The sequence below is a fragment of the Hymenobacter terrigena genome, from assembly GCF_054776515.1.
Genome location: NZ_BAAHBU010000003.1, coordinates 350,095 through 376,956, shown reverse-complemented (window position 1 = coordinate 376,956; position 26,862 = coordinate 350,095). Strand labels below are relative to the sequence as shown.

Here is a 26,862-nt window from a genome sequence, read left to right as displayed (position 1 = left end):
GAGCCACTTCTTCACGAAAAGTGCGCCGCTTGGGCAGCAATTTTGCTCATCATCCCGTTTCAGGACCTCACGCTTGCCAACTGCTTGCGGCCGTGCCGGCCGCTCCCTCATGCATCTTTTCGTTTATTCGCCCCTCAGCGCCTCGGCCCGCGCCTACCTTCGGCAAATGCTTCCGGCCGACGTCGAAGTTACTTTCAGCCACAATTTGGCCCCTGACGAACAGTTTTCGGCTTTTCAGGAAGCCGACGTGCTACTCGGCAACCCGCCGCCGACCTGGCTGGCGGCCGGCCCTTCGCCCCTGCTGCGCTTCTGGCAGATAGATTCGGCCGGCTTTGAGCGCTACCGCCACCTGCACCTGGACGTGCCCGTGGCCAACATGGGCGACTTCTTCGCTTGGCCCTGCGCCGAAACCATGGTAGGCGGCCTGCTGGCCCTCTACCGCCACCTGGGCGAGCTGGCCGTGCTGCAAGCCGAACGCAACTGGGTGGGCGGGGCCTACGTGCGCAACCGCGCCGGCTTGCTGCGCGGCAAACGCGTGGTGGTGCTGGGCGCAGGGGCCATTGCCCTGGCCGTGCGCCAGCAGCTCAGCGGCTTCGAGTGCCCCGTGCAACTGCTGGGCCGCACCCACCCCGAGGCCCAGCTGCGCTCTAAAGAGGATTTGAAAGCCGCACTGCCCGAAACCGACATCGTGATAAACACCCTGCCCGGCAGCGCCGAGGGCTTTTTCTCGGCCGATTTGGTACAGGCCATGCGCCCGGGCAGCATCTACGCCAGCGTGGGCCGCGGCAACACCACCGACGAGCCCGCCCTCATCCGCCTCCTGCAAGCCGGCTACCTCGGCGGGGCCGTGCTCGATGTGACGGCCATCGAGCCCCTGCCCGCCGACAACCCGCTCTGGTCCCTGCCCAACGTGCTGCTCACCCAGCACACCGGCGGCGGCCAACACCACGAAGATGAAAGCAAAGTTGACGTGCTGCTGCGCAACCTCGAAAACCTGCGCCACGGCCAGCCACTGGATAATCTGGTGGATTTGAGCCGGGGGTACTAGCTGTCATTGCGAGTGGAGCGCAGCGCAACGCGGCAATCCGTCCTGTCAAAACCAAACACTTTCTTTTACCAGAAAGCCCCAGCGCATAGCAGCATCGGGGCTTTCTGTTTTTGAAAAGGCCTGGTCACATCTCAAGGCTTGTCGCATCGAGCGGACGGATTGCCGCGCTTCGCTCGCAATGACAGGCGGGCCGCTACCGCGCCGGCACCCACGGCACCTCCGCCGCGAAAATTGCCTTCAGCGTATAACCCTTCGCCTCTTTCGCCGTGAGCTGGTGCGACCACGCCACCCGTCCCGCCGGGTTAGCGCCCGGACCGGTGGAGCGGTATTCGGCGAAGTAGGCCGTCTTTTCATTGGCCGGGTTCTTCCAGTTGTCCCAGCCGGCGGGCACTATGTGGCTGCCCATTTCGGTGTTCAGGTACACCACTTTGGCATTGGGCCGCCAGGGCCGGCCAAGGTACACCTTCTTGGCCAGCGCCGTGTCGGCAGTCAGCTTACAGTTCAGAAACACGAAGCCGAACGGCTGCTGTTCGGGCGTGGATGCGGCCGTGACGAAGGAGCTTTTCTTGCTTTTGATGAGGCAATGGTCGAACACGGCCGTGCTGGCTCCGAAGATGAAATCCGTCGTGCCTTCGAGGTAGCAGTCCTGGAAATACTGGCGGGTGTGGCCGGCGGCCAGAAACAGGATGTCCTGATTACCCACCACGCGGCAGTGGCGGAAGGTGGCGCGGTCGCCCTCTACGTGCAGGGCCACGGCCTGCCCGGCGGTGTAGCCAGCGTTGTTCTCAAACGTGAGATTTTCGGCCGCGAAATCGTTGGCCTGCACCAGCACTGAGTGGGAGGAATAGGTGTCGTGCCCTCCCGCGTCGCCGGTGTGGTCGTTGAAGGTGAGGATGGTGGTTTCGGCGTTCTCGCCCACCAGTTTGAGGTGGGTTTTGAGCGTGTTCACCACCAGTTTTTCGCGGTAGGTACCGGGCTTGATGCGAATGGTCACCGTGGTTTGCGACTGGTTGGGCACAGCATCCACGGCGGCCTGCACGGTGCGGTAGGTGCCAGTGCCATCCTGAGCCACGGTGATAGGGCCGGTTTGGGCGAAAGCTGGAGTGGCGGCCAGCAGTGTAAGAAGCAGGAGTTTCATTGGGGTAGGATGTAGCGTGGTCGTACCAGGAGGGACTCTGTGAATCCGGGCGTGACAGGTGTCGTTTGAAGTTCGGGCAGGCGCGGACTTACAGAGTCCCTCCGGGTAAGACCACGCTACAACTGCGGCTGCCAGCCGTGCAGCACGTTTTCGCGGGTATAAATCCGGGCTTCCGTTTCCGTTAATTGATGCGACCACGGCGCACGCTTTGCCGGTGCAGCCCCCGGCCCGCGGCTCTGGTATTCGGCGTAATATGCCGTTTTCTTGTTCGATTCTTTGTCCCACGGGTCCCAGCCTTCGGGCCGAATCATGGCCCCCAGCTCGCAGCTCAGGTACACGGTTTTGGCGTAGGGACGCCAGGGCCGGCCCAGCCCGAAGCTGCCCGCCGGCGCATCGCCCCCAATGCGGCAGTGGCTGAACACGTAGCCAAACCGCGCCGTGTCGGGCGTGCTGGCCGCCGTCACAAACCCGCCGCGCTTGCAGAAAATCTCGCAATCCTCGAACCACGCCGTGCTCGAACCGAAGATGAAATCCACCGTGCCTTCGATGTAGCAATTCTTGTAAAACTGTCGGCTGCCGCGCCCATACGTGTACAGCGTGTCCTGAAACCCCAGAAACCGGCAGTTCACAAACGCCGCCTTATCGCCATCGACCCACACGGCCACCGCCTGCCCCACCGGCCCCGACGAGTTCTGAAACGTCAGGTTCTCTGCCGAAAAATCCGACCCGTAGATGTAGCAGCTCGCCGAGCCCGACGTGCCCTTGTCTTCGCCAAAAATGTTCTTCTTTTGGTTGTAGTCGTCGTAGGTCAGGATGGTCAAATCCCGGTCTTCGCCAATGAGCTTCACCAGCTGCTTCGAGCCGGCCAGCACCAGCTTTTCCTTGTAAGTGCCTTTCTTGATGAAGATGGTGGTCACCTTCTTCCGAAAATCCGGCACCGCATCGAAGGCCGCCTGCACGGTGCGGAACCGGCCGCTGCCGTCCTGCGCCACCACAAAATCGTAGCCCCAGGTCCGGCCCAGCCCGCCGAAACTCAGGAGCATCAGCAGCAATAGATTCTTCATGAGATACGCGGTTAGTCTGCCACAAACCTAGCGGCTGGCCGGGCCGAAAGCACGGATTTTCTGCGCAATCGTTGCCGGCATCGTTGCCACCACCGGCAGGACCTTGAAGTGCTGCTTGCAAAGCGCCCTGTGCAATTCTGGCCCCGGCCGCATCAGGCAGGAACCCTCCTGATTCAAATCGCCTGATATGAAGTTTCTACTCCCCTTGCTTTTCTGCTTTTGCCTGCTACGGGCTTCCGTCCACGCCCAAACGACCGTCTCCGGCCGCGTACTGGATGCCAAGTCTGGCGACGGCTTGCCGGGCGTAACCATCCTTCAAACCGGCACCCTCAATGGTGTTTCTTCTGATGTCGAGGGCAATTTCAAGCTGGCTATTGTAAATTATTCTGATAGCGTTGCGCTCACATTCTCTTATATTGGCTATGTCACGCAGCGACGAAACGTAGCAGCTGGCAGCACCAGCATTACTCGGCTGGCAATTGATACTAAAACCATTTCGTGCGACTTATTAATGCCGCCGCGGGCCGAAGTCGGCCTGAGCAGTGGAATACGCTACGCCCCATTAGGTGGCACGTTGACATTGTATGGGCGACGCCTGATAGGCCTGCCCATCACAACTACGGTCGGCTATCAAACCAATTTCAGCCGCAACCACGTCGTTGCTGTCGGCCTGGGGTTACCCGCGCTGTGGCAGCGCAATCGCCTCACTATTTCCGAAAACCTCAACTATCAATTTCTACAGGCTACTCCGGCTGATATTCGTTTCAGCAGCTACACCGCTACCATAAGCGTGGGTATTTATCGCATTGGGAAGATGCGACTACCCACCGTATTGTTGGGTGGCGGCTATGCCCGCCGAAACTCGCTTGCGGCCGAAAACTCGGCCCCGATAGTGGGCGGCGGCTACCTACTGGGCTTGGCTAGCTCTCAATTGCCGCTGAACTTCATTGGCAGTGCGCAAGCCACGTACTGGCCAGGCTACTGGCAATGGCAGGCACGGCTGCAACACCACTTACCCGGCTATCTACTGGCGGGCGTATCATTCAACGGGGTTGGTGACAGTTATTCAGAAGTTTCTCTTTCCGTCAGCCACACCTTTTAACCACCCGCCCCAACACGCAAAAAGCCCGACCAAGCGGCCGGGCTTTTGCTTTTTAACAATTAGCCGTTTCTATTCCTGCGAAACGCCGGCTGCTTTGGTCATTACCTCCACAATCTCGGCCGAGATGCCGGTGGTGCTGAAGCCGCCGTCGTGCATCAGGTTCTGCATGGTCACGTAGCGCGTGAGGTCCGAGAACAGCGAGATGCAGTAGTCGGCGCAGGCTTCGGCCGGGGCGTTGCCCAACGGCGACATCATGTCGGCGAAGTTGTAGAAGGCGTCGAAGCCGCTGATGCCGGTGCCGGCCGTGGTTTTGGTGGGCGACTGCGACACCGTATTCACGCGCACTTTCTTGAGCTTGCCCAGGCGCTGCCCGTAGCTGCGGGCAATGCTTTCGAGCATGGCCTTGGCTTGCGTCATGTCGGTGTAGTCGAGGAAGGCGCGCTGGGCGGCGATGTAGCTCAGCGCCACCACCGAGCCCCACTCGTTGAAGGCGTCCTGTTTCTCGGCCACGGCCAGCATCTTGTGCAGGCTCAGAGCCGATACGTCAATCGTCTGCTGGAAGAATTTGTAGTCCAGCTCGCCGTAGTGCTTCTTTTTGCGGATGTTGGCACTCATACCAATGCTGTGCAGCACGAAGTCAATCTTGCCGCCCAGCTTCTCCTGCGCGCCCGAGAACAGCGCCTCCAACTCCTCCGTCGAAGTCGCATCGGCCGGGATGATGGGCGCGTTGCACTCCTCGCTCAGCTTGTTGATTTCGCCCATACGCATGGCCAGCGGCGCGTTGGTGAGCACGAAGCGTGCCCCTTCGGCGTGCGCCCGCTGGGCCACTTTCCAGGCAATGGATTGGTCGTTGAGGGCGCCGGAAATGATGCCGACTTTGCCGGCGAGGAGGTTGTTAGCCATTAGTAAATGAGTGAATGAGTAAATGAGTCGTTACTCGTGTCTATTCTGTTTGCGATGGCAAGTTACTCATTCGTGCTTATGCCTGTTGCCAGGGCACCTGCAAGGTATCGGCTAGTATGGCCGCTACCTCCGCTGCGTGTATTTCGTCTTTCATACTGGCCACTACGATACCAAACCGTGCATTGGGCACCGACAGCAGCACCGTAAAAACCTGCCGGGTGCCTTCGTCAACCATCCCGTTGTACTTGGTTCGCTGTACCTCGCGGTAACAGTGAGGCTTCACCACCACCCGCTGCACAACAGGCAATCCCTGCCAAACGGGATTCATTATGTGCGCCCAATGCAAACCCGCACGGTAACGCCGTGCTGCCACATCCAGCTCAAATTTATTCCCCACGGCCAGCACAAACGGCACGAGTAGCAGCGCCATTCCCGCCAGTACCTCGAAGCCCTGCCACCACCACACCACACTCAGCGCAGCGGCCAGCACCATTGCCCACCAACGCTTTGGCGGCAATGGCAGCGTGATGATTGTATTCGAGGTAATACCCTGCATTACGTAATGTTAGCACAGGATTAGCCACTAAGCCCAGTATTGGATGGCTATTCCCTCCTACCCTCCTGCCCCCATACCCTAACCTACCACCTCGCCCCGCAGCGCCAGCAGCTCGCGGGCGCTCTGAAAGGCGTTTTCGCTGGGCTTGGCGCCCGCAATCATGTGCGCAATTTCCTTAATGCGGTCGTCCTGGTTCAGCTCGCGGATGCGGCTCACGGTACGGTCGGCGCGGTCTTCCTTATACACGAAGTAGTGCACGTCGCCGGCCGCCGCCATTTGCGGCAGATGCGAAATAGCCACGAGCTGGTGTTTCTGGGCCATCTGCTGCATCATGCGGCCCACTTTCACCGCGATTTCGCCCGAAATACCGGTGTCAATTTCGTCGAATACAATCGTGGGCAAAGCCGTCTTATCGGCCAGCATATACTTGATGCACAGCATCAGGCGCGAAAACTCGCCACCCGAAGCGGCTTTACTCAGCGTCTGAGGCTGCGCGCCCTTGTTAGCCGTGAAGAGGATGCTCACCACGTCGATGCCGCTGGTGGCCGGCGCACCGGTGCTGTGCTGCACCACAATGCGGGCATTGGGCATGCCCAAATCGGCCAGCAGCAGCCCAAGCTGCTTCTCGAAGTGCGGAAATGACTTGCGCCGGCTCTCCGACAGCTTGCTGCCCTGCTTGGTCACGGCGCCCAGCGCGGCGTCCGAATCCTTGCGCAGGCGAGCAATTTCCTTGTCCAGGTTTAGCACCGAACTCACTTTCTGGCGCAAGCCGTCGCGCACTGCTATTAGCGCCGGTAGGTCGCGGGCCTGGTGCTTGCGTTGCAGCGTATATAGCAAGTTCAGCCGGTCCTGCAGCTCCTCGGCGCGGGCGGGGTCGCCCTCGGTGTGGCGCTCGGCAGTTTCCACTTCGTCGGCAATGTCGTGCAGCTCAATCAGGCAGCTATTCAGGCGCTCGCGCAGCTCCTTGAAGTTGTCGGCGTAGCTCGACACCTGGCCCAGCAGGCCCACGGCTTCCTTGAGGTTGCCGGTGGCGCAGGTTTCGCTGTCGCGCAGGCCGTGCAGGGCTTGGCTCAGCTTGTACTTGATTTCCTCGGCGTGCTCCAACTGCTTTATTTCCTGCTCCAGCGCGTCCTGGTCTTCGATATCGAGGCGGGCTTCTTCCAGCTCATTCAGTAGGAAGCTGTTATAATCCAGCTCCTTACTGGCCTGCGCCGCTTGGCTTTCCAGCGCCTGCAAATCGGTTTCGAGCTTGCGGTACTGGCGGAAAGCGTGGCTATACATAGTGCGCTGCGGCACCAGCCCAGCGTACAAATCCAGCAGGTTCAACTGAAAAACCCCATCGCCCAGCAGCAGCGTGTCGTGCTGCGAGTGAATGTCCATCAGATTAGCGCCGATTTTCCGCAGGGCTTCCAGCGTCACGGGCGTGTCGTTCACAAAGGCGCGCGACTTGCCGTTTGGGCTGATTTCGCGCCGCAAAATGCAGTGCGTGTCGTAGTCTAAATCTTCGGCCTCGAAAATATCCTGTAGCTGGTAATTAGCAATATCGAATTGCCCCTCAATCACGCATTTGCGCTCGGTATCGAACAGCATGCGCGAATCGGCCCGGTTGCCCAGCAGCAAGCCAATTGCGCCCAGCATAATGGATTTGCCAGCCCCGGTTTCGCCCGTAATTATATTCAACAATGGCGACGGACGCAGCTCCAGCTGCTCAATCAGCGCGTAATTATTAATCCGTAAATCGACTAACATAAAGTATTTAGAACGTCATGCTGAGCGGAGCCGATGCGTCTCTACCGGGGAAGTAATTCATTTACTATTGCGGTAGAAATGCTTGGGCTGCGCTCAGCGTGACTGCTTTAATTTATTTAAGTACCGTTTGATATTTTGCCGAATTCGTCGGGTCTACTTCCGTGAGCATGGTCACGAGTTGTTGTTTCTGCTGCTGGTCCTGACTGGTGCGGAAAATGTTGGCAATTTCATCCGACTTCGCATCAAAAAAGGCCCGGGCAAATAAGGTTCCGGGGCGCGTGAGGGCGGCTTTTTGCACGCCCGTCAATGCGGCCATTACCGAGGTACGGGCTTCTTCGGGCTTTTCAATAAAGACGTCCATGCCCTGACGGTAGTAGCCGTACAACCCGGTGCGGAAGGCTTCGAGCTGCGGGTCGGTCAGGTTATCGAGGATGAAGTGACGCTCGCGCGAGCCGCTGCCGCGCCAGCCCTCATCGGTTTCGTTGGTTTGCGTCTGGTTGGCCGAGTAGTTGACCACGTTGCGGGCCAGCTCATAATACGGCGTGCCGCCCAGCCGGGCGTACGTGTCGCGGTCAATGCCAATGACGAGGTAGGCATAATACCCCAGCAGCGACGACAGGTTGGAAACGAAGCTGTTGGGCGAAAAATCCAGTGGGTTTTGTGGCGAATAGTTGAAATTAAAATTGCGGTCCACAATGCTCACCACGTTGGTTTCGTAGCCAGTGCCGTACACCGGGCGCGTCGAAATCAGGCGCATGGTGGTGTTGTAGGTGCCGTTCTGCGGGATGGCGGTGATGCCGATGAATATTTTCAGCCGAATCCGCTCCTCGGGCCGGTAGGTTTGGGTGGTCCACGCCCGGTTGTTGAGGAAAGTGCGGATGTCGTTCTGCATCGACGTAACGATGGTGGGGTCCGAAATCGTCACGTTTTCGGTCGACACGCGCACTTCGGCCAGCAGCTCCTGGGCGCGGGCAGCGGGGCCGGCGAGCAGCAGCAGGGCAAATACGGGCAGCGCAGCAAGGAATTTTCGCATCATGAGGAAGGGCCCAGACGGGCCAGAATCAGGCTAACCAGTCCGCGGGCCACGTCGGCTTTGGACTGCAACTCAAAATTAACGATTTGGCCGGCCGCGTCCAGCACGGTCACCTTGTTGGTGTCGTGGCCGAAGCCCGCGCCCGCATCGCGCAGGGAGTTCAACACGATGAGGTCGAAGTTTTTTCGGTGCAGCTTGTCCTGGGCGTGGGCCAATTCGTTCGTTGTCTCCAACGCAAAACCGACAGCAAATTGTTCAGCCCGCTTGCGCTGGCCGAGCGTGGCGGCAATGTCCACGTTTTTCACCAGCTCCAGCGTCAGCGTTTCGCCCGATTTCTTGATTTTATCGACGGCCACCTGAGCCGGCCGGTAGTCGGCCACCGCCGCTGCGAATACCCAAACGTCCGCCTTGTCCGCCACTTCGGCCGCCGCCGCAAACATCTCAGCCGCCGTTTCTACCCGCACCGTGCGAATACGCGGGCTGGCTGGGTCTGGCAGCTGACTGGGGCCGCTCACCAGCGTCACGTCGGCACCGTGCGCGGCAAAGGCTTCGGCCAGCGCGTAGCCCATTTTGCCCGTCGAGCGGTTGCCAAGGAAACGGACGGGGTCGAGCGGTTCGTAGGTAGGGCCGGCCGTGAGGAGAACGTGCACTAGAGGATTGAGTTTTGAGGGTTGAATGTTGAGTTGAACGGGCGCGGTCATTGAAAATACTGGTTAAAAATCATCCTTTTTTAACTCAACATTCAACCCTCAAAGCTCAACCCTTCGATAAGTTTCGCCACGATATCCTCCGGCTCCAGCATGCGGCCCTGGCCGTTGAGGCCGCTGGCCAGCTCGCCACTGGGCGAATCAAAAACGTGGTTGCCAAAGGAGCGCAGCCGCGCCAGGTTCTGCGTCACGGCCGGGTGGGCAAACATATCCAGGTCCATGGCCGGGGCCAGAAATACCGGGCAGCGTGCCGACAGATACACGGCGCACAGCAAATTGGGACACAAGCCATTGGCTAGCTGCCCGATGGTGTTGGCGCTGGCGGGCGCAATCAGCAGCGCATCAGCCCAGAGACCCAGCTCGACGTGGTTGTGCCATTCGCCGGCCGCCGCATCACGCAAAAAGCCCGTCAGAACGGGCTTTTTGGAGAGGGTTCCCAGCGTGAGAGGTGTCACGAAGGCCGTGGCGGCTTCGGTGAGAATGACCTGCACTTCGGCTCCGGCCTTGATGAGCAGGCGCGTGAGCGGGGCGGCTTTATAGGCGGCAATGCTGCCGCTGACACCCAGCAGGATGCGCCGACCGGCCAGGGAAGAATTAGTTGTCATTCCGAACGCAGTGAGGAATCTGAATTTTAGCAAACTTAGGCAGCTTCTATCCTCAGATTCCTCGCTGCGCTCGGAATGACCATTCTTTAGAACAGCTCGCGGGGCACCGGCACTTCTTCGGGCGCGGGCGTGGAGTAGTAGATTTTGCCTTGCAGGAACTCCTCGATGGCCAGGCTGGTGGGCTTGGGCATGCGCTCGTACTGCTTGGAAACTTCGATTTGCTCGCGGTTTTCGAACACTTCTTCCAGGTTATCAACCGTGGAGGCGAACTCGGCGAGGCGGTCGTTCAGCTCTTCTTTCAGCTTCACCGACAGTTGGTTGGCGCGCTTCGAAATCACGGCAATGGCCTCGTACACGTTGCCGTTGTCGCCGGTGATGTCGGCCACGTTGCGCGTGATGATGGAGCTCGACGGGGTGTTGGGATTGGGTTTCATGGGCTGATTTAGTGACTAATTAGTTGGCGGCGGCCGTAGGCACGGCCTTCAGGCGAACAATCTCGGCCTGGCTGAAATCGTACATATCCTGCGCGGCTTTCAGGCTCTTGCTCTTCGGGTAGGTATCCAGAAACTGTTGGTAAAAGTTTACCGCGTCCAGATAACGTTCCCGCTGCTTCGATTCGATGCTTTCCTTGGCCCAGGCGTATTGGGCGCTCAGGCGCAGGAACGAGGCCTGCTCAGCATAGGCCGAGGCCGGGTAGTTCAGTTGAAAATTGGTGAGGGCCACCACGGCTGCCTGGTTGTAGCGCAGCTGATAGTAGAGGCGGGCGCTTTCAAACGCCTTGTTTTCCAGCTTGCGCTGAAGCTCCTGCGACATGTTCTCGGTCTCGGCTTTGAACTTGCTATCGGGGTAGCGGTTCAGGAAATCCTGGATGGATTCGAGGGCCGATATGGTATTGGTCTGGTCCAGTTCGTAGCTCGGCGAGTCGAGAAACAGCGACTTGGCGTGCAGGTAAGAAGCTTCTTCGGCGTACTCCGAATTGGGGTACGTGTCGGTGAACGACTTGAAATAGAACGCGCTCAGCACGTAGTTGCGCTGCTTATAGTTGGTGTTGGCGAAGTAAAACTGGGCTTTCTCGGCCTCGGGGCGGCCTTTCAGCAATGGAATAAGGTCTTCGAGCAATGTGCCGGCCCGGAAGAAGTCGCCCTTGTCATAGTACTTGACGGCGGCTTCGTACTTTTTATTGACGTCGGTGCTTTTCAGCAGGCGTTGGTAGCCACTGGCGCAGGAGCCCAGAATGAGCGTGCTAACGAGCAGAAACAGAACCGTGAGGCGGGAAATCGGCATAAGGGGTGCAAAGGTAACGATTTGAGCCGGCGAAGGCAAACCGGGCGACGGCCCGGCCTGGCCCGGCTGCCAGCAAGAGGCCTGGCGGAAGGCCAAAGGTTGCAGCTAGCGCCGCACGGGGGTGGCCGCGGCCGCCGGTTTGGCCGGCGCGGAAACGGCGGGTTTAGTGACCGGCTTCGCGGGTTGGGCCGGAGCGGTGGGCGTTTTTGCCTTAGGTTTAGAGGTTTTGGTAGCGGGAGCGGCTTTTTTCTTCACCGCTTTTTTCTTGATGACTTTCTTTTTGGGGCGGTCATCGAACTGCTTGCCCAACACCTGGCGGCGGGTGGGCCGTTCCTTGGCGCGCCACTGGTAGCCTTTCAGGCGCTCGTCGTCGGGCTTGAGTTCGTGGGGCGGAATGAACCGGGCCTCGGGATTGGAAAGGACCGAGATTTTATTCAGCTTGTTATCAAGGAACAGCAGGCGCATGTTGGCCGAGAGCACCCGGTTCATGCCGGTGGTGGCAGTGTCGCCGTCGAGGGCGTAGAAGATGCTTTCGGCGTTGCCGAGCACATCCACGCGGCGCATTTTATTGTCGCGGAAGTAGGCCATCATGTTGCGGCCCTTGGTCTGGTTAAAGTTCAGGAGCGTGTCCTGATTCACGGCAAACGCGTTGGAATAGAGCCGCATCTCGTCCACCTTGCCGCGCTTCGAGCGAATCTGGATAGAATCGGCGGTGAGCTGGTTTTTGGCCTGCCACAGCACCGGGTCGCGGTTCATATATATGATGCTATCCTGGCGGTCGTAGGTCAGCGAGTCGCAGATGCCCTGCATGTTGCCCCGAAAAATCTGCACCTTCGGGTAGGCGTAGAGGATGGTGCGCGTGGTGGTTTGGCCGGGCCGGGCCTCGATGCTAATGAGCGTATCGGCGGCCATGTAGAGTGTGTCTTTCTGGCTGCCGATGTTGCGCACCACGGGCCGGCCGCCGTAGAGCTTGGTACGGCCCAGGGCGCGCCAGTATTTGCCGGCGTCGCCGCGCAGCACCAGGTTGTCCTTCTTAGACGTAAGCGAGACGTGGCCATTGGCCACGCCGTAGAGCTTCACCTCGTCATACACCAGTCGGTCACCGCCCAGCAAGTAATTGGGCGTATCGATTTTAGCGTTTTTCTGGAAGTTTGAAACGCGGGTTTTGGTGTTGTAATTTCCGACCTCGGCATACAGATTCCCCTGCTTGCCCTTGATGCGCGTGGGGCCGTTGAAATAGGCAATTTTGCTGACGGTGTTGTAGCGCAGCGTGTCGTTGTTCAGCTCCGAATCGGGCGTCACGAGATGCACGTTCTGCTTGAAAACGAAGACTTTGGTATTGGTATCGTAGAAGCCCTGCTGGCTGTCGAGGGTGTTTTGCGGGTCGGTGAGGTGGCCGGTTTCGGTGTAGGAGGCCGTTTTGCGGTTTAGGTCGTAGTCGAGGCTGGGCGTGGTCAGGGTCATGCGCGGGTCGCGCATCACCACGTTGCCGGTCATGCGGGCCGTGCGCTGGGCGCCGTCGTAAAAGCCGTGGTCGCCGGTGATGGTCATGGTGTCGCTCTGCACCACGCGCACATTGCTGAAGGCCTCCACCTGGTTGCGCTCCAGGTATTGGTAGGCCGAGTCGCAGTACAGAAACACGTCGTCCTGCTGAAAGCTGACGTTGGTAATCAGCTTGCGGATTTTCACTCCTTCGAAGTCACCGCCCACCAGCGCACCGGCCGTGAGCAGTTTGATGGGCGAACCTTTGGCCGCGGGCGGATTGGTGCCAGAGCGCGGGCCGGCTGGGGCAGTTTGCGGCGGGCGAGCGGCGGGCGGCGTGGGGCGCTGGGCCTGCCCCAGCAGCGGCACCAGCAGGCACAGAAGTAAAAAAACGCGAAAGACGGCCATTGAGGGCGCAAAGGTACGGACGGAGGCCGCGCTAACGGCCATCTTTGCACCGTAGTACATACTGGCCCATTGGGCTGCCCGTTGCATCATGCTGGAATCCGTTCGCCGCTTCATCGAAGAAAACAATCTATTTTCCATCGAAAACGACCCCATTCTGGTCGCGGTCAGCGGCGGGCTCGATTCGGTGGTATTGCTGGATGTGCTGCACAAGCTGGGCGCGCAGGTGGCCGTGGCGCACTGCCACTTCGGCTTGCGCGGCGAAGATGCCGACGCCGACGAACAGTTCGTGCGCAAGCTGGCCAAGCAGTACGGCCTCCCCTACTTCGCCGAGTTTTTCCAGACCAAGGCCTACGCCGAGCAGGAAGGCATTTCGACCCAGATGGCGGCCCGTTTCCTGCGTTACCGCTGGTTTGAGCAAGTGCGGCAGGTGCAGGGCCTGGCCTATATCGCCACAGCTCATCACCAGCGCGACGAAGCCGAAACCATGCTGCTGAACCTCACGCACGGCACCGGCCTGGCCGGCTTGCACGGCATTCAGGTGAAGAATGGGCACGTCATCCGCCCGCTGCTGGGCCTGGGGCGCGATGACCTGCACGAATACTTAGTGGAGCGCGGCCTGCGCTGGCGCGAAGACGACAGCAACGACAGCCCCGTGTACCAGCGCAACCTGCTGCGCCACGAAGTGCTGCCCGTGCTGCGCGAAATCAACCCCAACCTCGACCAAACCATGCACGGCACCGCCGAGCGCGTGGGCGGAGCCGAGGAAATCGTGCGCCGCTATGTGGAGGAAACCTCCGCTCAGGCCCGCCGCGACGAGGCGGAAGTGACTTATCTGAATATCAGCACGCTGCAAAAAACGGCGGCCACGGCCCTGGTGCTGCACGAGATTCTGCGGCCGTTTGGCTTTTCGTGGCTGGTGGTGAAGGACATTGTGACGGCGTTTCATGGCGAGTCGGGCCGGCGGTTCGATTCGCCCACGCACCGGCTGGTGAAGGACCGGGAAAACCTGGTTATCACGCCGCGCCGGCTCACGCAGTTTGGCACGTTCCAGCTGGCGGCGGGCCAGACCGACTTGCTGGCCGACGGCATGCGCCTGAAAGCCGAGCTGCACGACGATGCCCGGCACTTCATCATTCCGCGCTCGAAAAGCACGGCTGCACTCGATGCCGATAAAATTAAATTCCCCCTCACATTGCGCAAATGGCAGGAAGGCGACTGGTTTATGCCGCTAGGCATGAAGGGCAAAAAGCTGCTCAGCGATTTTCTTATCGACCAAAAAGTGCCGCTCAACCTGAAAGATGACGTGCGGGTGCTCACCTCGGCCGATGGCAAAATCTGCTGGGTGGTGGGCTGGCGCGTCGATGACCGGTTCAAGGTAGAAGAAACCTCTGAGCGGGTGCTGACCGTGCAACGGATGTAAGTTTTTTGGGCAATCGATTTAACTGCTGAACCTCACCGACGGCAAAAACTTGCTTTTTTCACCCAAGCTTGCGTCGCCCGTCCGTACTTTTACCCGCGAAACTCCAACCCCCCAATTCTTTTTCTATGAAAGTTACCGTAGTCGGAGCCGGCAACGTGGGCGCAACCTGCGCCGATGTGCTCGCCACCCGTGAAATTGCCAACGAAATTATTCTGGTTGACATTAAGGAAGGCATCGCCGAAGGCAAGGCCCTCGATATCTGGCAGAAAGCTCCGATTATCGGCTACGACTCCCGCACCGTGGGCGTGACCAACGACTACGCCCGCACCGCTGGTTCGGACGTGGTGGTGATTACCTCGGGCCTGCCCCGCAAGCCCGGCATGAGCCGCGACGACCTGATTGCCACCAACGCCGGCATCGTGAAATCGGTGACCGAGCAGGTAGTGGCCCACTCGCCCAACGCCATCATCATCGTAGTGAGCAACCCGCTTGACGTGATGACCTACCAGGCCCACCTCACCGCCAAGCTGCCCCGCGAAAAGGTATTTGGCATGGCCGGCATCCTCGACACGGCCCGCTACCGCGCCTTCCTGGCCGAGGCCCTGAACGTGAGCCCGAAAGACATTCAGGCCGTACTCATGGGTGGCCACGGCGATACCATGGTGCCCCTGCCCCGCTACACCACCGTGGGCGGCATCCCGGTTACGGAACTGATTTCCAAAGAGAAGCTTGATGCCATCGTGCAGCGCACCGCCGTGGGCGGCGGCGAGCTGGTGAAGCTGATGGGCACCTCGGCCTGGTACGCGCCCGGCGCGGCCGCGGCCCAAATGGTAGAAGCCATCGTGCGCGACCAGCGCCGCGTGTTCCCCGTGTGCCTGGAGCTGCAGGGCGAGTACGGCATCAACGGCGTGTACCTCGGTGCCCCGGTTATCCTCGGCAAAAACGGCGTGGAGCGCGTGATTGAACTCCAACTCAACGACGAAGAGAAGGCGTTGCTGGAAACCTCGCGCGGCCACGTGAAAGAGGTGATGGATGCGCTCGACAAGATGAGCAGCGCGCAGCCGGCATAGTAATTGCTGGGCTTTCTGCTGTGGCTTACGAGTCGCTTCGCGTTACGCGGAGCGACTCTTTTTTTTGCGGTCATATCAATGGAACCCAGTATCTTGCGGACTAATAATTATTCATGCATTTAAACCTAATTGACACAAATCCAGAGGTAACCGACGCCTGGGAGAAAGTTTTTGCCGACGTGCCGCAGGTCACTGTTGTCCTCGGTTCCATTTTCGACTACCCCGCTGATGCCCTCATCAGCCCGGCCAACAGCTTCGGCTACATGAATGGCGGACTGGATTTTGCCATCTCCAAAAACCTGGGCTGGCATCTGGAAAAGGACCTGCAGCTTATTATTCGTGAGAAGTATTACGGGGAATTGCTGATAGGGCAGGCCGAAATAATTCCGACCGGCAACACTGGTTTTCCCTACCTGATTGCAGCTCCGACCATGCGTACGCCCATGACCATTACGCGCGGGCCAAACGTGTACTTGGCGATGAAAGCCATTCTGCAGTTGCTTCGCTATGGCAAACTGGCCTCGGGCGAATCGGTATCGGAGAAAATACAGCGGGTTGCAGTGCCGGGACTGGGTACGGGCGTGGGGCAGGTCAGGCCGTTGGTGTGCGCCCGGCAGATGCGACTGGCTTGGGAAGATGTGATGCGGGAAAAGTTTGCGACCGAAGCGGGCTGGGAAGAAATGTGCGCAAATTATGCCTACTTCTACACTCACAACCGCTCCGATATCAAGTATGACATCTATTGATTAACGCGGTAAAAACATATCAGCCCTAACGCGACACCAACCCAAACCGCCCGGCTTTCGCATCCAAGATGATAGCCTGTTGGCTGAAAGGCGCGTTGCCCAGCATGCCGCCCATACCCGAAAAACGCGTTAGCGTGCGCTGCATGAACGTGGTGCCCTCGATGTATGTGACCGTGCGTAGCGGCACGGTGACCGCACCAAACTGCATGGCGGCTGTGGTAGCCACGGTATGCGCGGTCAGGTTTTGCCCCAGGAATTCACCGGGGTTAGCTGAGCGGTAGCGGCCGGCTGGGCCATTTTCTGCCAATTGCTGGGCGAAGCCAGTAGGGCAAAGGCGCTGCTGCCCGAGTCGAACATCAACTCCTGCGGCTGGCCCTGCAAGCTCACACGTAGTAGCACCCGCCGCTCCTTAAAGCTCATGGGCACAAAGGCGGCACGGCGCGTCAGGCTGTCGGGGGCACTGTCAGCCGCCGAAATGGTGACGCGGGTGGGGCACCAATTCGAAATACGGCTGTTTCAGGACGTAGAATTAGCGAAAGCCTGGCTGCGTAGCGCGTAAGCTCCGCCGGTTACTGCTGGCTGGCGCGGAACAGCTTCTGCTTTTCTTCCTTGCTCAGGCTCTCGTAGCCGGAACGCGAAATCTTGTCCAGAATGGAGTCGATTTCGTCCTGCAAGGGCTGGCCGGGGGCAGTAGGCTTCTTGCTACCGCTCATGGAAGAGGCCGCTACCGGCTCGGGGCGGCGCGAGGTGCTGCTCACGCGCATGGCCGGCCGCGGGCTGCTAAGGCGGCTGAACCAATTGCCAACGGCCTGTACCGGCCGGCCCAAATCGCGCCCGTTCTGCAGCTGCTTGATAAACACGAAGCCCAGCAAGGCCCCGCCCAGGTGGGCCATCATGCCGCCCGGGTTGCCGCCACTGAGGCCGGCCAGCGAGAGTAAAATCACGACGGCCGCAATCCACTTGATTTTTACCGGACCGATGAGGATAACCATGAACGTGTAGTCGGGCAGTAGTGTGGCGGCTGCCACGATAATGGCCGAAACCGCCGCCGACGCCCCGTTCATGGGGCTGCCCAAACCGGGCTGGAAGGCCGGAATCAGGTTGAAGCTGAGTAGGAAGAAGGCCGCGCCCGCCAGCGCGCCCAGAATGTAGATGCTCACGAGCCGGCGGTTGCCGAGGTATTCGCGAATGAGCTGCCCGAACCAGTACAGATTCAGCATGTTGAACAGGATGTGCAGCAGGCCGTCGAAGAAGCTTTTCTGGTACGTGGTGTGGGTAAAGGCGTAGGTAAGGATGGTCCAGGGGTGGCGGATGAACTCCGGCAACGCCGACGACAGCTCAAACTGGCGCAGCAATAGTGGGAAGTACCCGCTGCTGCTGGTGATGGTCATCACGGCCTGCACCACAATCAGGCCCGCAAATACCAGCACATTGAGCATAATGAGCTGCATGAGGGCATTGTCGCGTTGGCTGAAGGCGGTGCGGATATCTTGAACGATGCTCATGGCACGTATCGGGAAGTAAACTGATGCTACGAATTAAACGGATTTGCCGCCCGCGCGGCCCGGTTATTTTAACAACCAATCCTTAATAAAACCGTTCCCGGCCTTGCTCCCAAAACTTGAGAACGATAAAGCCAATCAGCAAGCCGCCGAGGTGGGCAAAGTGGGCCACGTTGTCGCCGGGCGTGCGGTGCACGCCGTTGTACAGTTCGTACAAGGCGTAGAGGAACACAAAATACTTTGCTTTGATGGGAAATGGCAAGAGCAGTAGCATTAATTCCGTGTTCGGAAACAGGTAGGCGAAGGCGAACAGGATGCCGAACAAGGCCCCCGAAGCGCCCAGCATTGGTGATGCCAATACCATTTGATACAACTCTTGGCTTCGTGCTACTACTTGACTCTGCAAGGTCGTGTCATTAGGGTTGCGCTCTAATGCCCCGGCCATTGCAAAGTCGTCAGATGCAAATAGGCCGCTTCCTCTAGCTGTGCACACAAGTTCGGCGAATTCTCCACCAGTAGGATGCTGACTAATACTCATTTGTAACTCCGCTATTGGACGCAGTTCATATGCACGCACACCCTCATAAAGCAAGCCTGCTCCAAAGCCACAGATTAGCCAGAATGCTAGAAAGCGCTGCCCACCCCAACGCTGCTCCAATAATGGGCCAAAAGAAATCAGACCGAACATATTCGATATGAGGTGTCCCCAACTGCCATGCAAAAACATATATGTTACGAGTTGCCAAGGCTGGAAATAGGAAGAACTGAACGGAAACAGGCTTCCTATTCGAGTAATTGCTTCTGACACGTTATCCTGCAGAACGAACAACAGAATATTCGCAATCAATAAATTGCGAACTGTAGGAGTGAGATTGAACATGCAGCGAAAGTAGGTACCGCGAGAGCTTCGCGGGCGAGCCTTATTTACGGAAGAAGTCGGCCAGCTGCTGGCCATCGAGGAGTACGAGGGTTTTGCGGCCGTCGGGGGTGTAGCCGGGGGTTTGGCAGGCGAAGAGGCGGTCGGCCAGCGCGTTGAGCTCGGACTCGGGCAGGCGGGCGGCGACCGTGCCGGCGGCTACGCGGCGGGCCAGGGCGCGGGCCAGGCTCTCGCTCTGGTCGAGCTTGAGGGGACCGGCCGTGGTGCGAAACTGCTCGATGAGGCTTTCGAGCAGCTCTTTCTCGTCCTGCGCCGGCATCCCGGCCGGAATGGCTTCCACGGCAATGGTGCTCGGCCCGAATTCGTTGAAGATGAAACCCAGCGCGTGCAGCGGCTCAGTAAGCTCGCGCAGCACGGCAAAATCGGCCGGCGAAAAGGTGACCGTGCGCGGAAACAGCAACGTTTGCGACGTGCCCACGGCCCGGCCCAGCTCCTGCCGGTACTGCTCGTAGAGAATGCGCTCGCGGGCAGCCTCCTGGTCAATCAGCAGCACGCCCGATTTCACCGGCACCAGCACGAAGCGCTGCTGCACCTGCACGGCGCGGCTGCCGGCACCGCCCTCGCGGGCCGGCGTGGTCCGGTTGGCAGGCACTTCGGACAAACCTAGTCCCAGCGAAAGCTCAGCCGGACTGCTTGTCGCAACGTCTCGCGCCGGAAAACCTGCAGCAAAAGTTTCTGCCGGCACAGCCGGTGTGGGCGTTTCAAAGCTGCGAACGGTGACGGCGTCGATGCTGGCATTTTCGCGCACGGGCTGGCCCAACTCGCGGTAGAAAGCTTCGAGCTCGCGGCGGGCCTGCTCGGTGGGGCGCGGCGGCACTTGGCGCTCGAAGCCATCACGGCGGGTTTCGGTGTTGAAATTGGAAAAGCCAGCGTTGCTGGAGGTGCGGGTGGAGGCGGCCATCTCGTCGGGGCGGTAGCCGTCGGAGCTGGCGGCGCGGGCCAGCGGGGTGGCGGCAGGCAGGTGGTCGTCGGCCTCGGTGGGGACGCCACCGATACCCTTGCCGGCCCGTAGCGGGCGGATGGGCGCAAAGTTCACGTCGCCATCAAAGTCCAGCGAGGGCGCAATGTTGTGCAGGCCCAGGCTTTGCTTCACGGCGGCGCGCACCACGGCGTACACGGTTTTCTCGTCCTCGAACTTGATTTCCGTCTTGGTCGGGTGCACATTGATGTCAATGGCCTTGGGGTCGAGCTCCAGAAACAGCACGTAGAAAGGGTGCGTGTCACGGGCCAGCAGGCCTTCGTAAGCCGCCAGCACGGCGTGGTTGAGGTAGGCAGACCGGATAAAGCGGTTATTCACGAAGAAAAACTGGTCGCCCCGGCTTTTCTTGCTCGACTCCGGCTTGCCCACAAAGCCGCGCACCGATATGGAGTGCGTCACCTCCTCGCAGGCCGCCAGCTGCTCCTTGTAGCCGTTGCCCAGCAGCGCCACAATGCGCTGGCTCAGCTTGCCCGCCGGCAGGCCAAATACTTCCAACTCATTCTGATAGAGCGAAAACGCAATCTGCGGATTGGCTAACGCCACGTGCTGAAACTCGTCCAGAATGTGCCGCATTTCCACGGCGTTGCTCTTGAGGAAGTTGCGCCGGGCCGGCACGTTGAAAAACAGATTTTTGACCGAAATGCTGGTGCCGTCCGGGCAGGCGGTGGGCTGCTGGCTGGTGATTTGTGAGCCCTCGACCAAAATCAACGTGCCGGTGTCCTGGTCGGGTTGCTTGGTGCGGATTTCGACCTGCGCCACGGCCGCGATGCTGGCCAGCGCCTCCCCCCGGAAACCGAGGGTACGAATTTTAAATAAGTCTTCGGTCGAGCGGATTTTGCTGGTGGCGTGGCGCTCCAGACTCATGCGGGCGTCGGTGGGCGACATGCCGGCCCCGTTGTCGACCACCTGCACCAGCTGTTTGCCGGCCTCTTTCACAATGAGTTGTACTTGCGTAGCACCGGCATCGACGGCGTTTTCCAGCAGTTCCTTCACCACCGAGGCGGGGCGCTGCACCACCTCGCCGGCCGCAATCTGGTTGGCGAGGTATTCGGGAAGGAGGTGAATGATATCAGGCATAAGCAGTGGCGCCGACAAAGGCTTGCGCCGAAGAAACAAAGAGAGCTAATCAGCACGTAAACAAGCGGAAACGCGCCTTACAATAACCACAAACCGGCCGCGTTATAAACCCGCGACAGGGTTTGTTGCGTACCTTTGCGGCTAAATAGCGGAGTTCCAAGACGAAATTTTACGGTTCGCACCGTTGCGTTTCGCGCCGGAGCCGCCCAGGTTTGGAACCTCCAAACCCGGCCGGCGGGTTCCGTTGTTACTCACGACAAAAGTACGGCCCCCGCGGCCCGTTTGCCCCTTGAACCAACCCACCAACCCTACGGGGCTGATGCGCATCCCTTTCCAGCTTACCATGGCAGCCCTGCTGTTGGCGGCGGGACTGTTGCTGTCGTTTGCCGAAGTAAAAAAACTGCCCGCCGACCCGCTGCCATCTGGCCCGGTCGAGACGGCTTGGGTCGACAGCGTGTTCAACTCGCTCACGCCCGACCAGCGCCTGGGCCAGCTGTTCATGGTGGCCGCGTATTCTAACAAAGACCGCAGCCACGTCGAGCGCATCGAGCGGCTGGTGCGCAACCAGGGCATTGGCGGCGTGATGTTTATGCAGGGCGGCCCTAAGCGCCAAGCCCTGATGGCCAACCGCCTGCAAGCCGCCGCCAAGGTGCCCCTGCTCATCGCCATGGACGCCGAATGGGGCCTCGACATGCGCCTCGATTCCTCGGCTCACTTCGCCAAGCAGATGACGCTGGGCGCCATGGACGACCCCAAGTACGTGTACCAGATGGGCCGCGACATTGCCCGCAAAATGCGGGCGCTGGGCGTGCACATCGATTTCGCGCCGGTGCTGGACGTAAACTCCAACCCCGGCAACCCCGTTATTGGCAACCGCTCGTTTGGCGAAGACCAGAGCCGGGTAGCCACGCTGGGCATCCAGTATATCAAGGGCTTGCAGGACAACCAGGTAATGGCGGTGGCCAAGCACTTCCCCGGCCACGGCGATACCGATACCGATTCGCACGTCTCGCTCCCGGTCATCAACACCGACATGGCCCGCCTCACGAAAGTGGATTTGGTGCCGTTCCAGCAGTCGTTTGAGGCCGGCGTGATGGGCGTAATTGTGGCTCACCTTTACATGCCGCTGTTTGATACCACGGATGCTAAAACCACCACCCTCTCACATGCGCTGGTAACGGACTTGCTGAAGGACAAGATGGGCTTTAAAGGCTTGGTTTTCACCGATGCGCTCAACATGAAGAGCGTGAGCAAGCTCTACAAAGACGGTGAACTGGACGCCTTGGCCCTGGCTGCTGGCAACGACGTGCTGCTGTTTTCGGAAGATGTTCCTTCGGCCCTGCAGCGCATCCGCGAGGCGGTGGCGGCCGGCAAGCTCACGCAGGATGATTTGGACTTCCGCGTTAAGAAAATTCTGCGGGCTAAGTACTGGGCCGGTTTGAACCACTACCAGCCCGTGAACCTGCGCACTTTGCGCGACAGCCTAAACCTACCGGCCTCGAAAGTATTATCGCAGAGTATTTTCGAGCACGCGGTTACCATCGCCAAAAACGACGACCAACTCCTCCCCTTCCAGCGTCTTGATACGCTACGGATTGCGGCCATCACCATCGGCACGCAGGCGGAGGGACCGTACGCTACCATTTTCAATAAGTATCAGCCCGGTCCGGTGTACGCTGTGCCCGACCGGTACGCACCAGACTCTACTTTTGCCCGCATCAGCAGCCGTTTGCAAGGATATAACGTGGTGGTGGTGAGCCTGCACGCCATGAATAATACCCCCAGCCACAACTATGGTATTGGCGATGGGGCACTGAAATTCATCAAGCAGCTGGAGGCCAATAAACGCATCAAAACGGTGGTGGTGGCGATGGGTAACGCCTATTCGCTGAAGTTCCTGGAGGGTGCCCGCACGCTGGTGTGCGGCTATGAGGACCATTACGCGGCGCAACTGGTAGTGCCGCAGGTGCTGTTTGGCGCGCTGCCGGCGCGGGGCAAATTGCCCGTTACCGTCTCGCCTACGCTCAAAACCAACCTCGGCATTGCCACCGCCGACCTGCACCGTCTGCGCTACGCCGTACCCGAAAGCCAGGGGCTTAGTTCACGCGTTTTAGCCCAGATTGACAACATTGCCCTCGAAAGCCAGACCTACGCCGCCGCCCCCGGCTGCCAGGTTTTGGTGGCAAAAAACGGCACCGTGGTATTTGACCAGAGCTACGGCTACTGCACCTACGACCAGTCGCAGCCCGTGACCAGCAGCACGTTGTATGACCTGGCCTCCGTGACCAAAGTGGCCGGCACGTTGCAAGCGGTGATGTACCTCAAGGACCAGGGCAAGCTGAACATCGAGGAGAAAGTGTCTACCTACCTGCCCGAGCTGGCTCACACCAACAAGCGCGAAATGACCGTGCGCGATGTGCTGTTGCACCAGGCCGGCCTCAAACCGGGCATCCCAACGTGGGAGCGCACCCTGCGCGATGGGCAGTTCAAGTCTGCGTTCTACGCCAGCGCCCGCTCCGACGACTTCCCCAACGAAGTAGCGCCCGGCGAATACAGCACCAAAGCCGCCGACGACTCCGTCTGGGCTTGGACCATGCGCTCCAGCCTATTGCCGAAAATCAAGGGCCGCTACCCCACGGAATATTCGGACCTGAGCTTTATCGTGATGAAGCGGGTGTGCGAAAAGATTCTTAAACAGCCGATTGAGAACTTTTTGGAGGACAACTTCTACCGGCCGCTGGGCTTGGGCAGCATGACCTATAATCCGTTGCAGCGCTTCCCTAAAAGCTGCATTGCGCCCACCGAAAACGACACCTACTACCGCCGTGAGCAGTTGCAAGGCACGGTGCACGACCAGACGGCCGCCCTCGTGGGCGGCGTGGGCGGCCACGCCGGCCTCTTCGCTACGGCCAACGACCTGGCCGTGCTGATGCAGATGAACCTACAAAATGGCAACTACGGGGGCACCCGCTACTTCCAGTCGCCGGTGGTGACGGAGTTTGCCCGGCCCCAGACGGCGGGCAGCCGGCGCGGCCTGGGCTGGGACCACGGCGACCCCAGCAAGCCCGAAGGTCCCACCAGCAACCTTTCGCCGGCCAGCACTTTCGGCCACACCGGCTTCACGGGCACCTGCGTGTGGATGGACCCGGATAATAACATCCTCTACATCTTCCTGTCCAACCGCGTGTACCCCGATGCCGGCAATAACAAGCTGCGCCAGTACAACATCCGCACGCGAATTCATGAGGTTATTTATAAATCAATGGCCGCTGAGAATGCCAAGAGACTGGCGTCGGCAGAGGCTTCGCAGAAATAGTTTTAGTGAAGCAAAACAGCCCCCTGGCTTTGCAGTCAGGGGGCTGTTTTGCGTTTAGCCTTATGGTTGGCCGCAAGAATGCGCCTGCTTCAGCTTATTGCTGCGGCTGGACGCGGTCGTAGTTGAACATCCAGCTTTTGCCGAACCGGTCGGTGAGCATGCCAAATTTGGCCCCCCAGAACTGGTCGGCCAGCGGCATGGTTACCTGTCCGCCTTCACCTAAGTTAGCAAACAGCCGGTCGATTTCTTCTTCGCTGTGGCAATTGAGCGACAGGTTGTTGCCATTGCCATCCTGCACCGGCTGAAACGGGGAATCGGAAGCCATCAGGACCAAATCGCCGCTGTGCAAAGTGGCGTGCATGACACCATTCTGGGCCGCTGCGGGCACGTGCTCGGCCGCCGGGGTACCGGCGAAGGGCATGATGTTCAGGTCGCCGCTCAGGCACTGCTGGTAAAAAGTCATGGCTTCGCGGCAATTGCCCGAAAAATTGAGGTAAGGGACGAGTTGGGGCATGATAATAAGGGAATTGAGGTGAAAGCGAGATGCCCTGCCTTGCCCATGGAGATTAGCTACTTCTCCTTTATCTGCGAGACCCGGGACGCCACAAAGATATCTGACAGCTCATCAAATTAGCAATTTTATTTTACTAATATTTTTAACATTTATTTTTCATTATATCCGCAATTTATTTATAGTACGTGGTAAAATTGCCGGTTGCCACGGCAGCTATTAACAGCCAAATTTTAAAGTTTACGCTACGGTTCCCCAACATCCTACCCGATTCCCGGTTAGGCAGAACGCGCAGCTCTTTTTCGCGTTAGCTTCTCTATGAACATCGGTATCGTTTGTTATCCCACCTTTGGCGGCTCCGGCGTGGTGGCTACGGAATTGGGCAAAGCTCTGGCCCAGCGTGGCCACCGCGTGCATTTCATCACCTACAGCCAGCCGGTGCGTCTCGATTTCTTCAACGAGAACCTCTTCTATCACGAGGTGTATGTGCCGGCGTACCCGCTGTTCCAGTTTCCGCCCTATGAGTTGGCGCTGACCAGCAAGATGGTCGACATTGTACAGAACGAAAAGCTTGATGTGTTGCACGTGCACTATGCCATTCCGCATGCCTCGGCGGCCTACATGGCCAAGCAGATTCTGCGTTCGCGCGGCATCCAGATTCCCGTGGTGACCACGCTGCACGGCACCGATATTACCCTCGTGGGCAAAGATTCCAGTTTCGAGCCGGTGGTGACGTTCAGCATCAACCAGAGCGATGGGGTGACGTCGGTTTCGGCCGACTTGCGGCGTGAAACCTACGAGTATTTCGCTATTGAGAAGGACATTACGGTCATCCCGAACTTCATCGACCTGCACCGTTTCAAGAAACAGGAAAAAAGCCATTTCCGGGCCGCCATCGCGCCCGAGGGCGAGAAGCTATTGATTCACACCAGCAACTTCCGCACGGTGAAGCGGGTGGAAGACGTGCTGCGGATTTTTGTGGGCGTGCGGGAGAAAATCCCGGCCAAGCTGCTGCTCGTGGGCGACGGCCCCGACCGTAACCGCATGGAAAAGCTGGCCCGCGACCTCGACGTGCACCGCGACCTGCGCTTCCTGGGCAAGCTCGAAGCCGTGGAGGAAGTGCTGAGCGTGGGCGACCTGTTTCTGATGCCGTCGGAAAACGAGAGCTTCGGCCTCGCGGCTCTCGAAGCCATGGCCTGCGAAGTGCCCGTGGTGAGCACCAACGCCGGCGGCATTCCCGAGCTGAATGTGCACGGCGTAACGGGCATGATTAGCGACATCGGCGACGTTCCCGATATGGTAAAAAATGCCCTCTACGTGCTCGATGATGAGAACCTGCCGCGCTTCAAGGCCGCTGCCCTGGCCCGCGCCGAGGAATTTGCTGTGGAGAATATTGTGCCGCTATACGAGGAATGCTACCGCAATGCGATTGAGGCGGTGAGCGTGACGGCGTAGGCTTTGCCTGTCATTGCGAGCGAAATGAAGCGTAGCGGAATGTAGCGGAATGTAGCGCGGCAATCCGTCCTCTCTCAGCGGCCATCCCTGAGATGTGACAAAGTTGTTTAAACAACATAAAGCCCCAATACTTCGCAGTAGTGGGGCTTTGTGGTAAAAGAAATTTTCTGGTATTTACAGGACGGATTGTCGCGTTGCGCACTCGCAGATGACAGGCGTTAAAACAACCCTGCCGCCTCGTTTTTCACTACGGCCAGCGCTTGGGCCGTGGGTTCGGCACCATCCATCATCAGGCCTTCGAGGATGCGCTTGGCTAGTTCGGTACCGCGCGCCTGGGCTGGGTTATGCATGCCGTGGAAGGCGCGGTTGACCATCGTGAGCACGTTTTCCTTGGCTTCTTTCACCAGCGTCCAGGCATCGGCCGAGATGTAGACCTGCTGGGAAAGGTTGTGCTCGTACTCGGCCCGGATTTCCTGCTGGAGCAGGCGGTGGAACTCGGGGGCCGTGGAGCCGGCGCTGCTCAGGCGCACGAGGATGTTGTTGGGAGAAATGCGCTCCAGAAACAGCACCACCCGCTCGTAGGCTTGCAGGCGCAGGGGCAGCGTGGTTTTGTTGCTTTCGAGGCGCAGCTCAATCAGACGGCGCTGCTGCTCCTTCTCCAAAAACTGCTTAAACAGCAGGTAAATGGCGCTGGCCACGATGATGGCGGGCAGAATAATCTTGAGCAGTTCGTAGAAATAAGTGGTCGAATCCATGCTGGTAGGCCGGCT

Annotated in this window: 25 protein-coding genes; 7 read left to right on the top strand and 18 right to left on the bottom strand. The window is 59.2% G+C overall.

Going from position 1 to position 26,862, the window contains the following annotated elements; all coding sequences use genetic code 11:
• Positions 1-109 precede the first annotated feature (109 nt).
• Positions 110-1,048, top strand: a complete 939-nt coding sequence (locus ACYU7Q_RS14740) for a D-2-hydroxyacid dehydrogenase (protein ID WP_460610198.1) — start codon at positions 110-112, stop codon at positions 1,046-1,048.
• A 193-nt stretch (positions 1,049-1,241) separates the two neighbouring features.
• On the opposite strand, the gene ACYU7Q_RS14735 is transcribed toward ACYU7Q_RS14740, so the two are convergent.
• Positions 1,242-2,186, bottom strand: coding sequence for a pectinesterase (locus tag ACYU7Q_RS14735; protein ID WP_460610197.1), 945 nt, complete (start codon positions 2,184-2,186; stop codon positions 1,242-1,244).
• Between the two features lie 116 nt (positions 2,187-2,302).
• Entirely contained in the window at positions 2,303-3,250 is a 948-nt protein-coding gene (locus tag ACYU7Q_RS14730; protein WP_460610196.1) for a pectinesterase, read from the bottom strand.
• A 187-nt stretch (positions 3,251-3,437) separates the two neighbouring features.
• Between ACYU7Q_RS14730 and ACYU7Q_RS14725 the strand changes: the two genes are divergently transcribed.
• Entirely contained in the window at positions 3,438-4,352 is a 915-nt protein-coding gene (locus ACYU7Q_RS14725) for a carboxypeptidase-like regulatory domain-containing protein (RefSeq protein WP_460610195.1), read from the top strand.
• 69 nt (positions 4,353-4,421) lie between these two features.
• Here ACYU7Q_RS14725 and ACYU7Q_RS14720 read toward each other — a convergent pair whose 3' ends face one another.
• From ACYU7Q_RS14720 to ACYU7Q_RS14680, 9 genes are all read right to left on the bottom strand, one after another.
• Positions 4,422-5,255: an enoyl-ACP reductase FabI gene (locus ACYU7Q_RS14720; RefSeq protein ID WP_460610194.1), complete on the bottom strand. Its 834-nt coding sequence runs from the start codon at positions 5,253-5,255 to the stop codon at positions 4,422-4,424.
• Between the two features lie 76 nt (positions 5,256-5,331).
• Entirely contained in the window at positions 5,332-5,811 is a 480-nt protein-coding gene (locus ACYU7Q_RS14715; protein ID WP_460610193.1) for a hypothetical protein, read from the bottom strand.
• 78 nt (positions 5,812-5,889) lie between these two features.
• Positions 5,890-7,560, bottom strand: a complete 1,671-nt coding sequence (gene recN, locus ACYU7Q_RS14710) for a DNA repair protein RecN (RefSeq protein WP_460610192.1) — start codon at positions 7,558-7,560, stop codon at positions 5,890-5,892.
• Between the two features lie 112 nt (positions 7,561-7,672).
• Entirely contained in the window at positions 7,673-8,596 is a 924-nt protein-coding gene (porD, locus tag ACYU7Q_RS14705; RefSeq protein WP_460610191.1) for a DUF4835 family protein, read from the bottom strand.
• Complete coding sequence (locus tag ACYU7Q_RS14700) at positions 8,593-9,294, bottom strand: phosphopantothenoylcysteine synthetase/decarboxylase family protein (RefSeq protein ID WP_460610190.1); 702 nt, start codon at positions 9,292-9,294, stop codon at positions 8,593-8,595. Before ACYU7Q_RS14700 ends, porD begins: the two co-directional genes overlap by 4 nt.
• A 41-nt stretch (positions 9,295-9,335) precedes the next feature.
• Entirely contained in the window at positions 9,336-9,905 is a 570-nt protein-coding gene (locus tag ACYU7Q_RS14695; RefSeq protein ID WP_460610189.1) for a phosphopantothenoylcysteine synthetase/decarboxylase family protein, read from the bottom strand.
• An 86-nt stretch (positions 9,906-9,991) separates the two neighbouring features.
• Positions 9,992-10,339 carry a DNA-directed RNA polymerase subunit omega gene (locus ACYU7Q_RS14690; RefSeq protein ID WP_342295619.1) on the bottom strand — a complete coding sequence of 116 codons (348 nt, stop codon included), beginning with the start codon at positions 10,337-10,339 and terminating at the stop codon, positions 9,992-9,994.
• A 19-nt stretch (positions 10,340-10,358) separates the two neighbouring features.
• A complete protein-coding gene (locus ACYU7Q_RS14685; protein ID WP_460610188.1) occupies positions 10,359-11,189 on the bottom strand; it encodes an outer membrane protein assembly factor BamD in 831 nt (276 codons plus the stop codon).
• 105 nt (positions 11,190-11,294) lie between these two features.
• Positions 11,295-13,079 (bottom strand): LptA/OstA family protein, encoded by a 1,785-nt coding sequence (locus ACYU7Q_RS14680; RefSeq protein WP_460610187.1) that lies wholly within the window; start codon positions 13,077-13,079, stop codon positions 11,295-11,297.
• An 88-nt stretch (positions 13,080-13,167) separates the two neighbouring features.
• On the opposite strand from ACYU7Q_RS14680, the gene tilS reads away from it, so the two are divergent.
• From tilS to ACYU7Q_RS14665, 3 genes are all read left to right on the top strand, one after another.
• Positions 13,168-14,499 carry a tRNA lysidine(34) synthetase gene (gene tilS, locus ACYU7Q_RS14675; protein WP_460610186.1) on the top strand — a complete coding sequence of 444 codons (1,332 nt, stop codon included), beginning with the start codon at positions 13,168-13,170 and terminating at the stop codon, positions 14,497-14,499.
• Positions 14,500-14,624: 125 nt separating this feature from the next.
• Positions 14,625-15,569 (top strand): malate dehydrogenase, encoded by a 945-nt coding sequence (gene mdh, locus ACYU7Q_RS14670; RefSeq protein ID WP_460610185.1) that lies wholly within the window; start codon positions 14,625-14,627, stop codon positions 15,567-15,569.
• Positions 15,570-15,682: 113 nt separating this feature from the next.
• Positions 15,683-16,315 (top strand): macro domain-containing protein, encoded by a 633-nt coding sequence (locus ACYU7Q_RS14665; RefSeq protein WP_460610184.1) that lies wholly within the window; start codon positions 15,683-15,685, stop codon positions 16,313-16,315.
• 25 nt (positions 16,316-16,340) lie between these two features.
• Here ACYU7Q_RS14665 and ACYU7Q_RS14660 read toward each other — a convergent pair whose 3' ends face one another.
• The 5 genes from ACYU7Q_RS14660 to mutL all read right to left on the bottom strand — a co-directional run bounded on the left by ACYU7Q_RS14660 (position 16,341) and on the right by mutL (position 20,810).
• Positions 16,341-16,541 (bottom strand): hypothetical protein, encoded by a 201-nt coding sequence (locus tag ACYU7Q_RS14660; protein WP_460610183.1) that lies wholly within the window; start codon positions 16,539-16,541, stop codon positions 16,341-16,343.
• A gap of 11 nt (positions 16,542-16,552) precedes the next feature.
• Entirely contained in the window at positions 16,553-16,735 is a 183-nt protein-coding gene (locus ACYU7Q_RS14655) for a hypothetical protein (RefSeq protein WP_460610182.1), read from the bottom strand.
• A gap of 149 nt (positions 16,736-16,884) precedes the next feature.
• Positions 16,885-17,820, bottom strand: coding sequence for a rhomboid family intramembrane serine protease (locus ACYU7Q_RS14650; protein WP_460610181.1), 936 nt, complete (start codon positions 17,818-17,820; stop codon positions 16,885-16,887).
• 82 nt (positions 17,821-17,902) lie between these two features.
• Entirely contained in the window at positions 17,903-18,697 is a 795-nt protein-coding gene (locus ACYU7Q_RS14645; RefSeq protein ID WP_460610180.1) for a rhomboid family intramembrane serine protease, read from the bottom strand.
• Between the two features lie 40 nt (positions 18,698-18,737).
• On the bottom strand, positions 18,738-20,810 hold the full coding sequence (gene mutL / locus ACYU7Q_RS14640) for a DNA mismatch repair endonuclease MutL (RefSeq protein WP_460610179.1): 2,073 nt from the start codon (positions 20,808-20,810) through the stop codon (positions 18,738-18,740).
• 289 nt (positions 20,811-21,099) lie between these two features.
• Here mutL and ACYU7Q_RS14635 point away from each other — a divergent pair, with 289 nt between their 5' ends.
• Positions 21,100-24,126, top strand: coding sequence for a glycoside hydrolase family 3 N-terminal domain-containing protein (locus tag ACYU7Q_RS14635; RefSeq protein ID WP_460610178.1), 3,027 nt, complete (start codon positions 21,100-21,102; stop codon positions 24,124-24,126).
• Between the two features lie 94 nt (positions 24,127-24,220).
• On the opposite strand, the gene ACYU7Q_RS14630 is transcribed toward ACYU7Q_RS14635, so the two are convergent.
• On the bottom strand, positions 24,221-24,640 hold the full coding sequence (locus tag ACYU7Q_RS14630) for a VOC family protein (protein ID WP_460610177.1): 420 nt from the start codon (positions 24,638-24,640) through the stop codon (positions 24,221-24,223).
• Between the two features lie 315 nt (positions 24,641-24,955).
• On the opposite strand from ACYU7Q_RS14630, the gene bshA reads away from it, so the two are divergent.
• Complete coding sequence (bshA, locus tag ACYU7Q_RS14625) at positions 24,956-26,092, top strand: N-acetyl-alpha-D-glucosaminyl L-malate synthase BshA (protein WP_460610176.1); 1,137 nt, start codon at positions 24,956-24,958, stop codon at positions 26,090-26,092.
• Between the two features lie 218 nt (positions 26,093-26,310).
• On the opposite strand, the gene ACYU7Q_RS14620 is transcribed toward bshA, so the two are convergent.
• Positions 26,311-26,847: a DUF7935 family protein gene (locus tag ACYU7Q_RS14620; protein WP_460610175.1), complete on the bottom strand. Its 537-nt coding sequence runs from the start codon at positions 26,845-26,847 to the stop codon at positions 26,311-26,313.
• Positions 26,848-26,862 lie beyond the last annotated feature (15 nt).

Bases quoted from the DNA above. Each gene is read 5' to 3' on its own strand.
- ACYU7Q_RS14740 (WP_460610198.1), top strand. From the start codon at position 110: ATGCATCTTTTCGTTTATTCGCCCCTCAGCGCCTCGGCCCGCGCCTAC.
- ACYU7Q_RS14735 (WP_460610197.1), bottom strand. From the start codon at position 2,186: ATGAAACTCCTGCTTCTTACACTGCTGGCCGCCACTCCAGCTTTCGCC.
- ACYU7Q_RS14730 (WP_460610196.1), bottom strand. From the start codon at position 3,250: ATGAAGAATCTATTGCTGCTGATGCTCCTGAGTTTCGGCGGGCTGGGC.
- ACYU7Q_RS14725 (WP_460610195.1), top strand. From the start codon at position 3,438: ATGAAGTTTCTACTCCCCTTGCTTTTCTGCTTTTGCCTGCTACGGGCT.
- ACYU7Q_RS14720 (WP_460610194.1), bottom strand. From the start codon at position 5,255: ATGGCTAACAACCTCCTCGCCGGCAAAGTCGGCATCATTTCCGGCGCC.
- ACYU7Q_RS14715 (WP_460610193.1), bottom strand. From the start codon at position 5,811: ATGCAGGGTATTACCTCGAATACAATCATCACGCTGCCATTGCCGCCA.
- recN (WP_460610192.1), bottom strand. From the start codon at position 7,560: ATGTTAGTCGATTTACGGATTAATAATTACGCGCTGATTGAGCAGCTG.
- porD (WP_460610191.1), bottom strand. From the start codon at position 8,596: ATGATGCGAAAATTCCTTGCTGCGCTGCCCGTATTTGCCCTGCTGCTG.
- ACYU7Q_RS14700 (WP_460610190.1), bottom strand. From the start codon at position 9,294: ATGACCGCGCCCGTTCAACTCAACATTCAACCCTCAAAACTCAATCCT.
- ACYU7Q_RS14695 (WP_460610189.1), bottom strand. From the start codon at position 9,905: ATGACAACTAATTCTTCCCTGGCCGGTCGGCGCATCCTGCTGGGTGTC.
- ACYU7Q_RS14690 (WP_342295619.1), bottom strand. From the start codon at position 10,339: ATGAAACCCAATCCCAACACCCCGTCGAGCTCCATCATCACGCGCAAC.
- ACYU7Q_RS14685 (WP_460610188.1), bottom strand. From the start codon at position 11,189: ATGCCGATTTCCCGCCTCACGGTTCTGTTTCTGCTCGTTAGCACGCTC.
- ACYU7Q_RS14680 (WP_460610187.1), bottom strand. From the start codon at position 13,079: ATGGCCGTCTTTCGCGTTTTTTTACTTCTGTGCCTGCTGGTGCCGCTG.
- tilS (WP_460610186.1), top strand. From the start codon at position 13,168: ATGCTGGAATCCGTTCGCCGCTTCATCGAAGAAAACAATCTATTTTCC.
- mdh (WP_460610185.1), top strand. From the start codon at position 14,625: ATGAAAGTTACCGTAGTCGGAGCCGGCAACGTGGGCGCAACCTGCGCC.
- ACYU7Q_RS14665 (WP_460610184.1), top strand. From the start codon at position 15,683: ATGCATTTAAACCTAATTGACACAAATCCAGAGGTAACCGACGCCTGG.
- ACYU7Q_RS14655 (WP_460610182.1), bottom strand. From the start codon at position 16,735: ATGAGCTTTAAGGAGCGGCGGGTGCTACTACGTGTGAGCTTGCAGGGC.
- ACYU7Q_RS14650 (WP_460610181.1), bottom strand. From the start codon at position 17,820: ATGAGCATCGTTCAAGATATCCGCACCGCCTTCAGCCAACGCGACAAT.
- ACYU7Q_RS14645 (WP_460610180.1), bottom strand. From the start codon at position 18,697: ATGTTCAATCTCACTCCTACAGTTCGCAATTTATTGATTGCGAATATT.
- mutL (WP_460610179.1), bottom strand. From the start codon at position 20,810: ATGCCTGATATCATTCACCTCCTTCCCGAATACCTCGCCAACCAGATT.
- ACYU7Q_RS14630 (WP_460610177.1), bottom strand. From the start codon at position 24,640: ATGCCCCAACTCGTCCCTTACCTCAATTTTTCGGGCAATTGCCGCGAA.
- bshA (WP_460610176.1), top strand. From the start codon at position 24,956: ATGAACATCGGTATCGTTTGTTATCCCACCTTTGGCGGCTCCGGCGTG.
- ACYU7Q_RS14620 (WP_460610175.1), bottom strand. From the start codon at position 26,847: ATGGATTCGACCACTTATTTCTACGAACTGCTCAAGATTATTCTGCCC.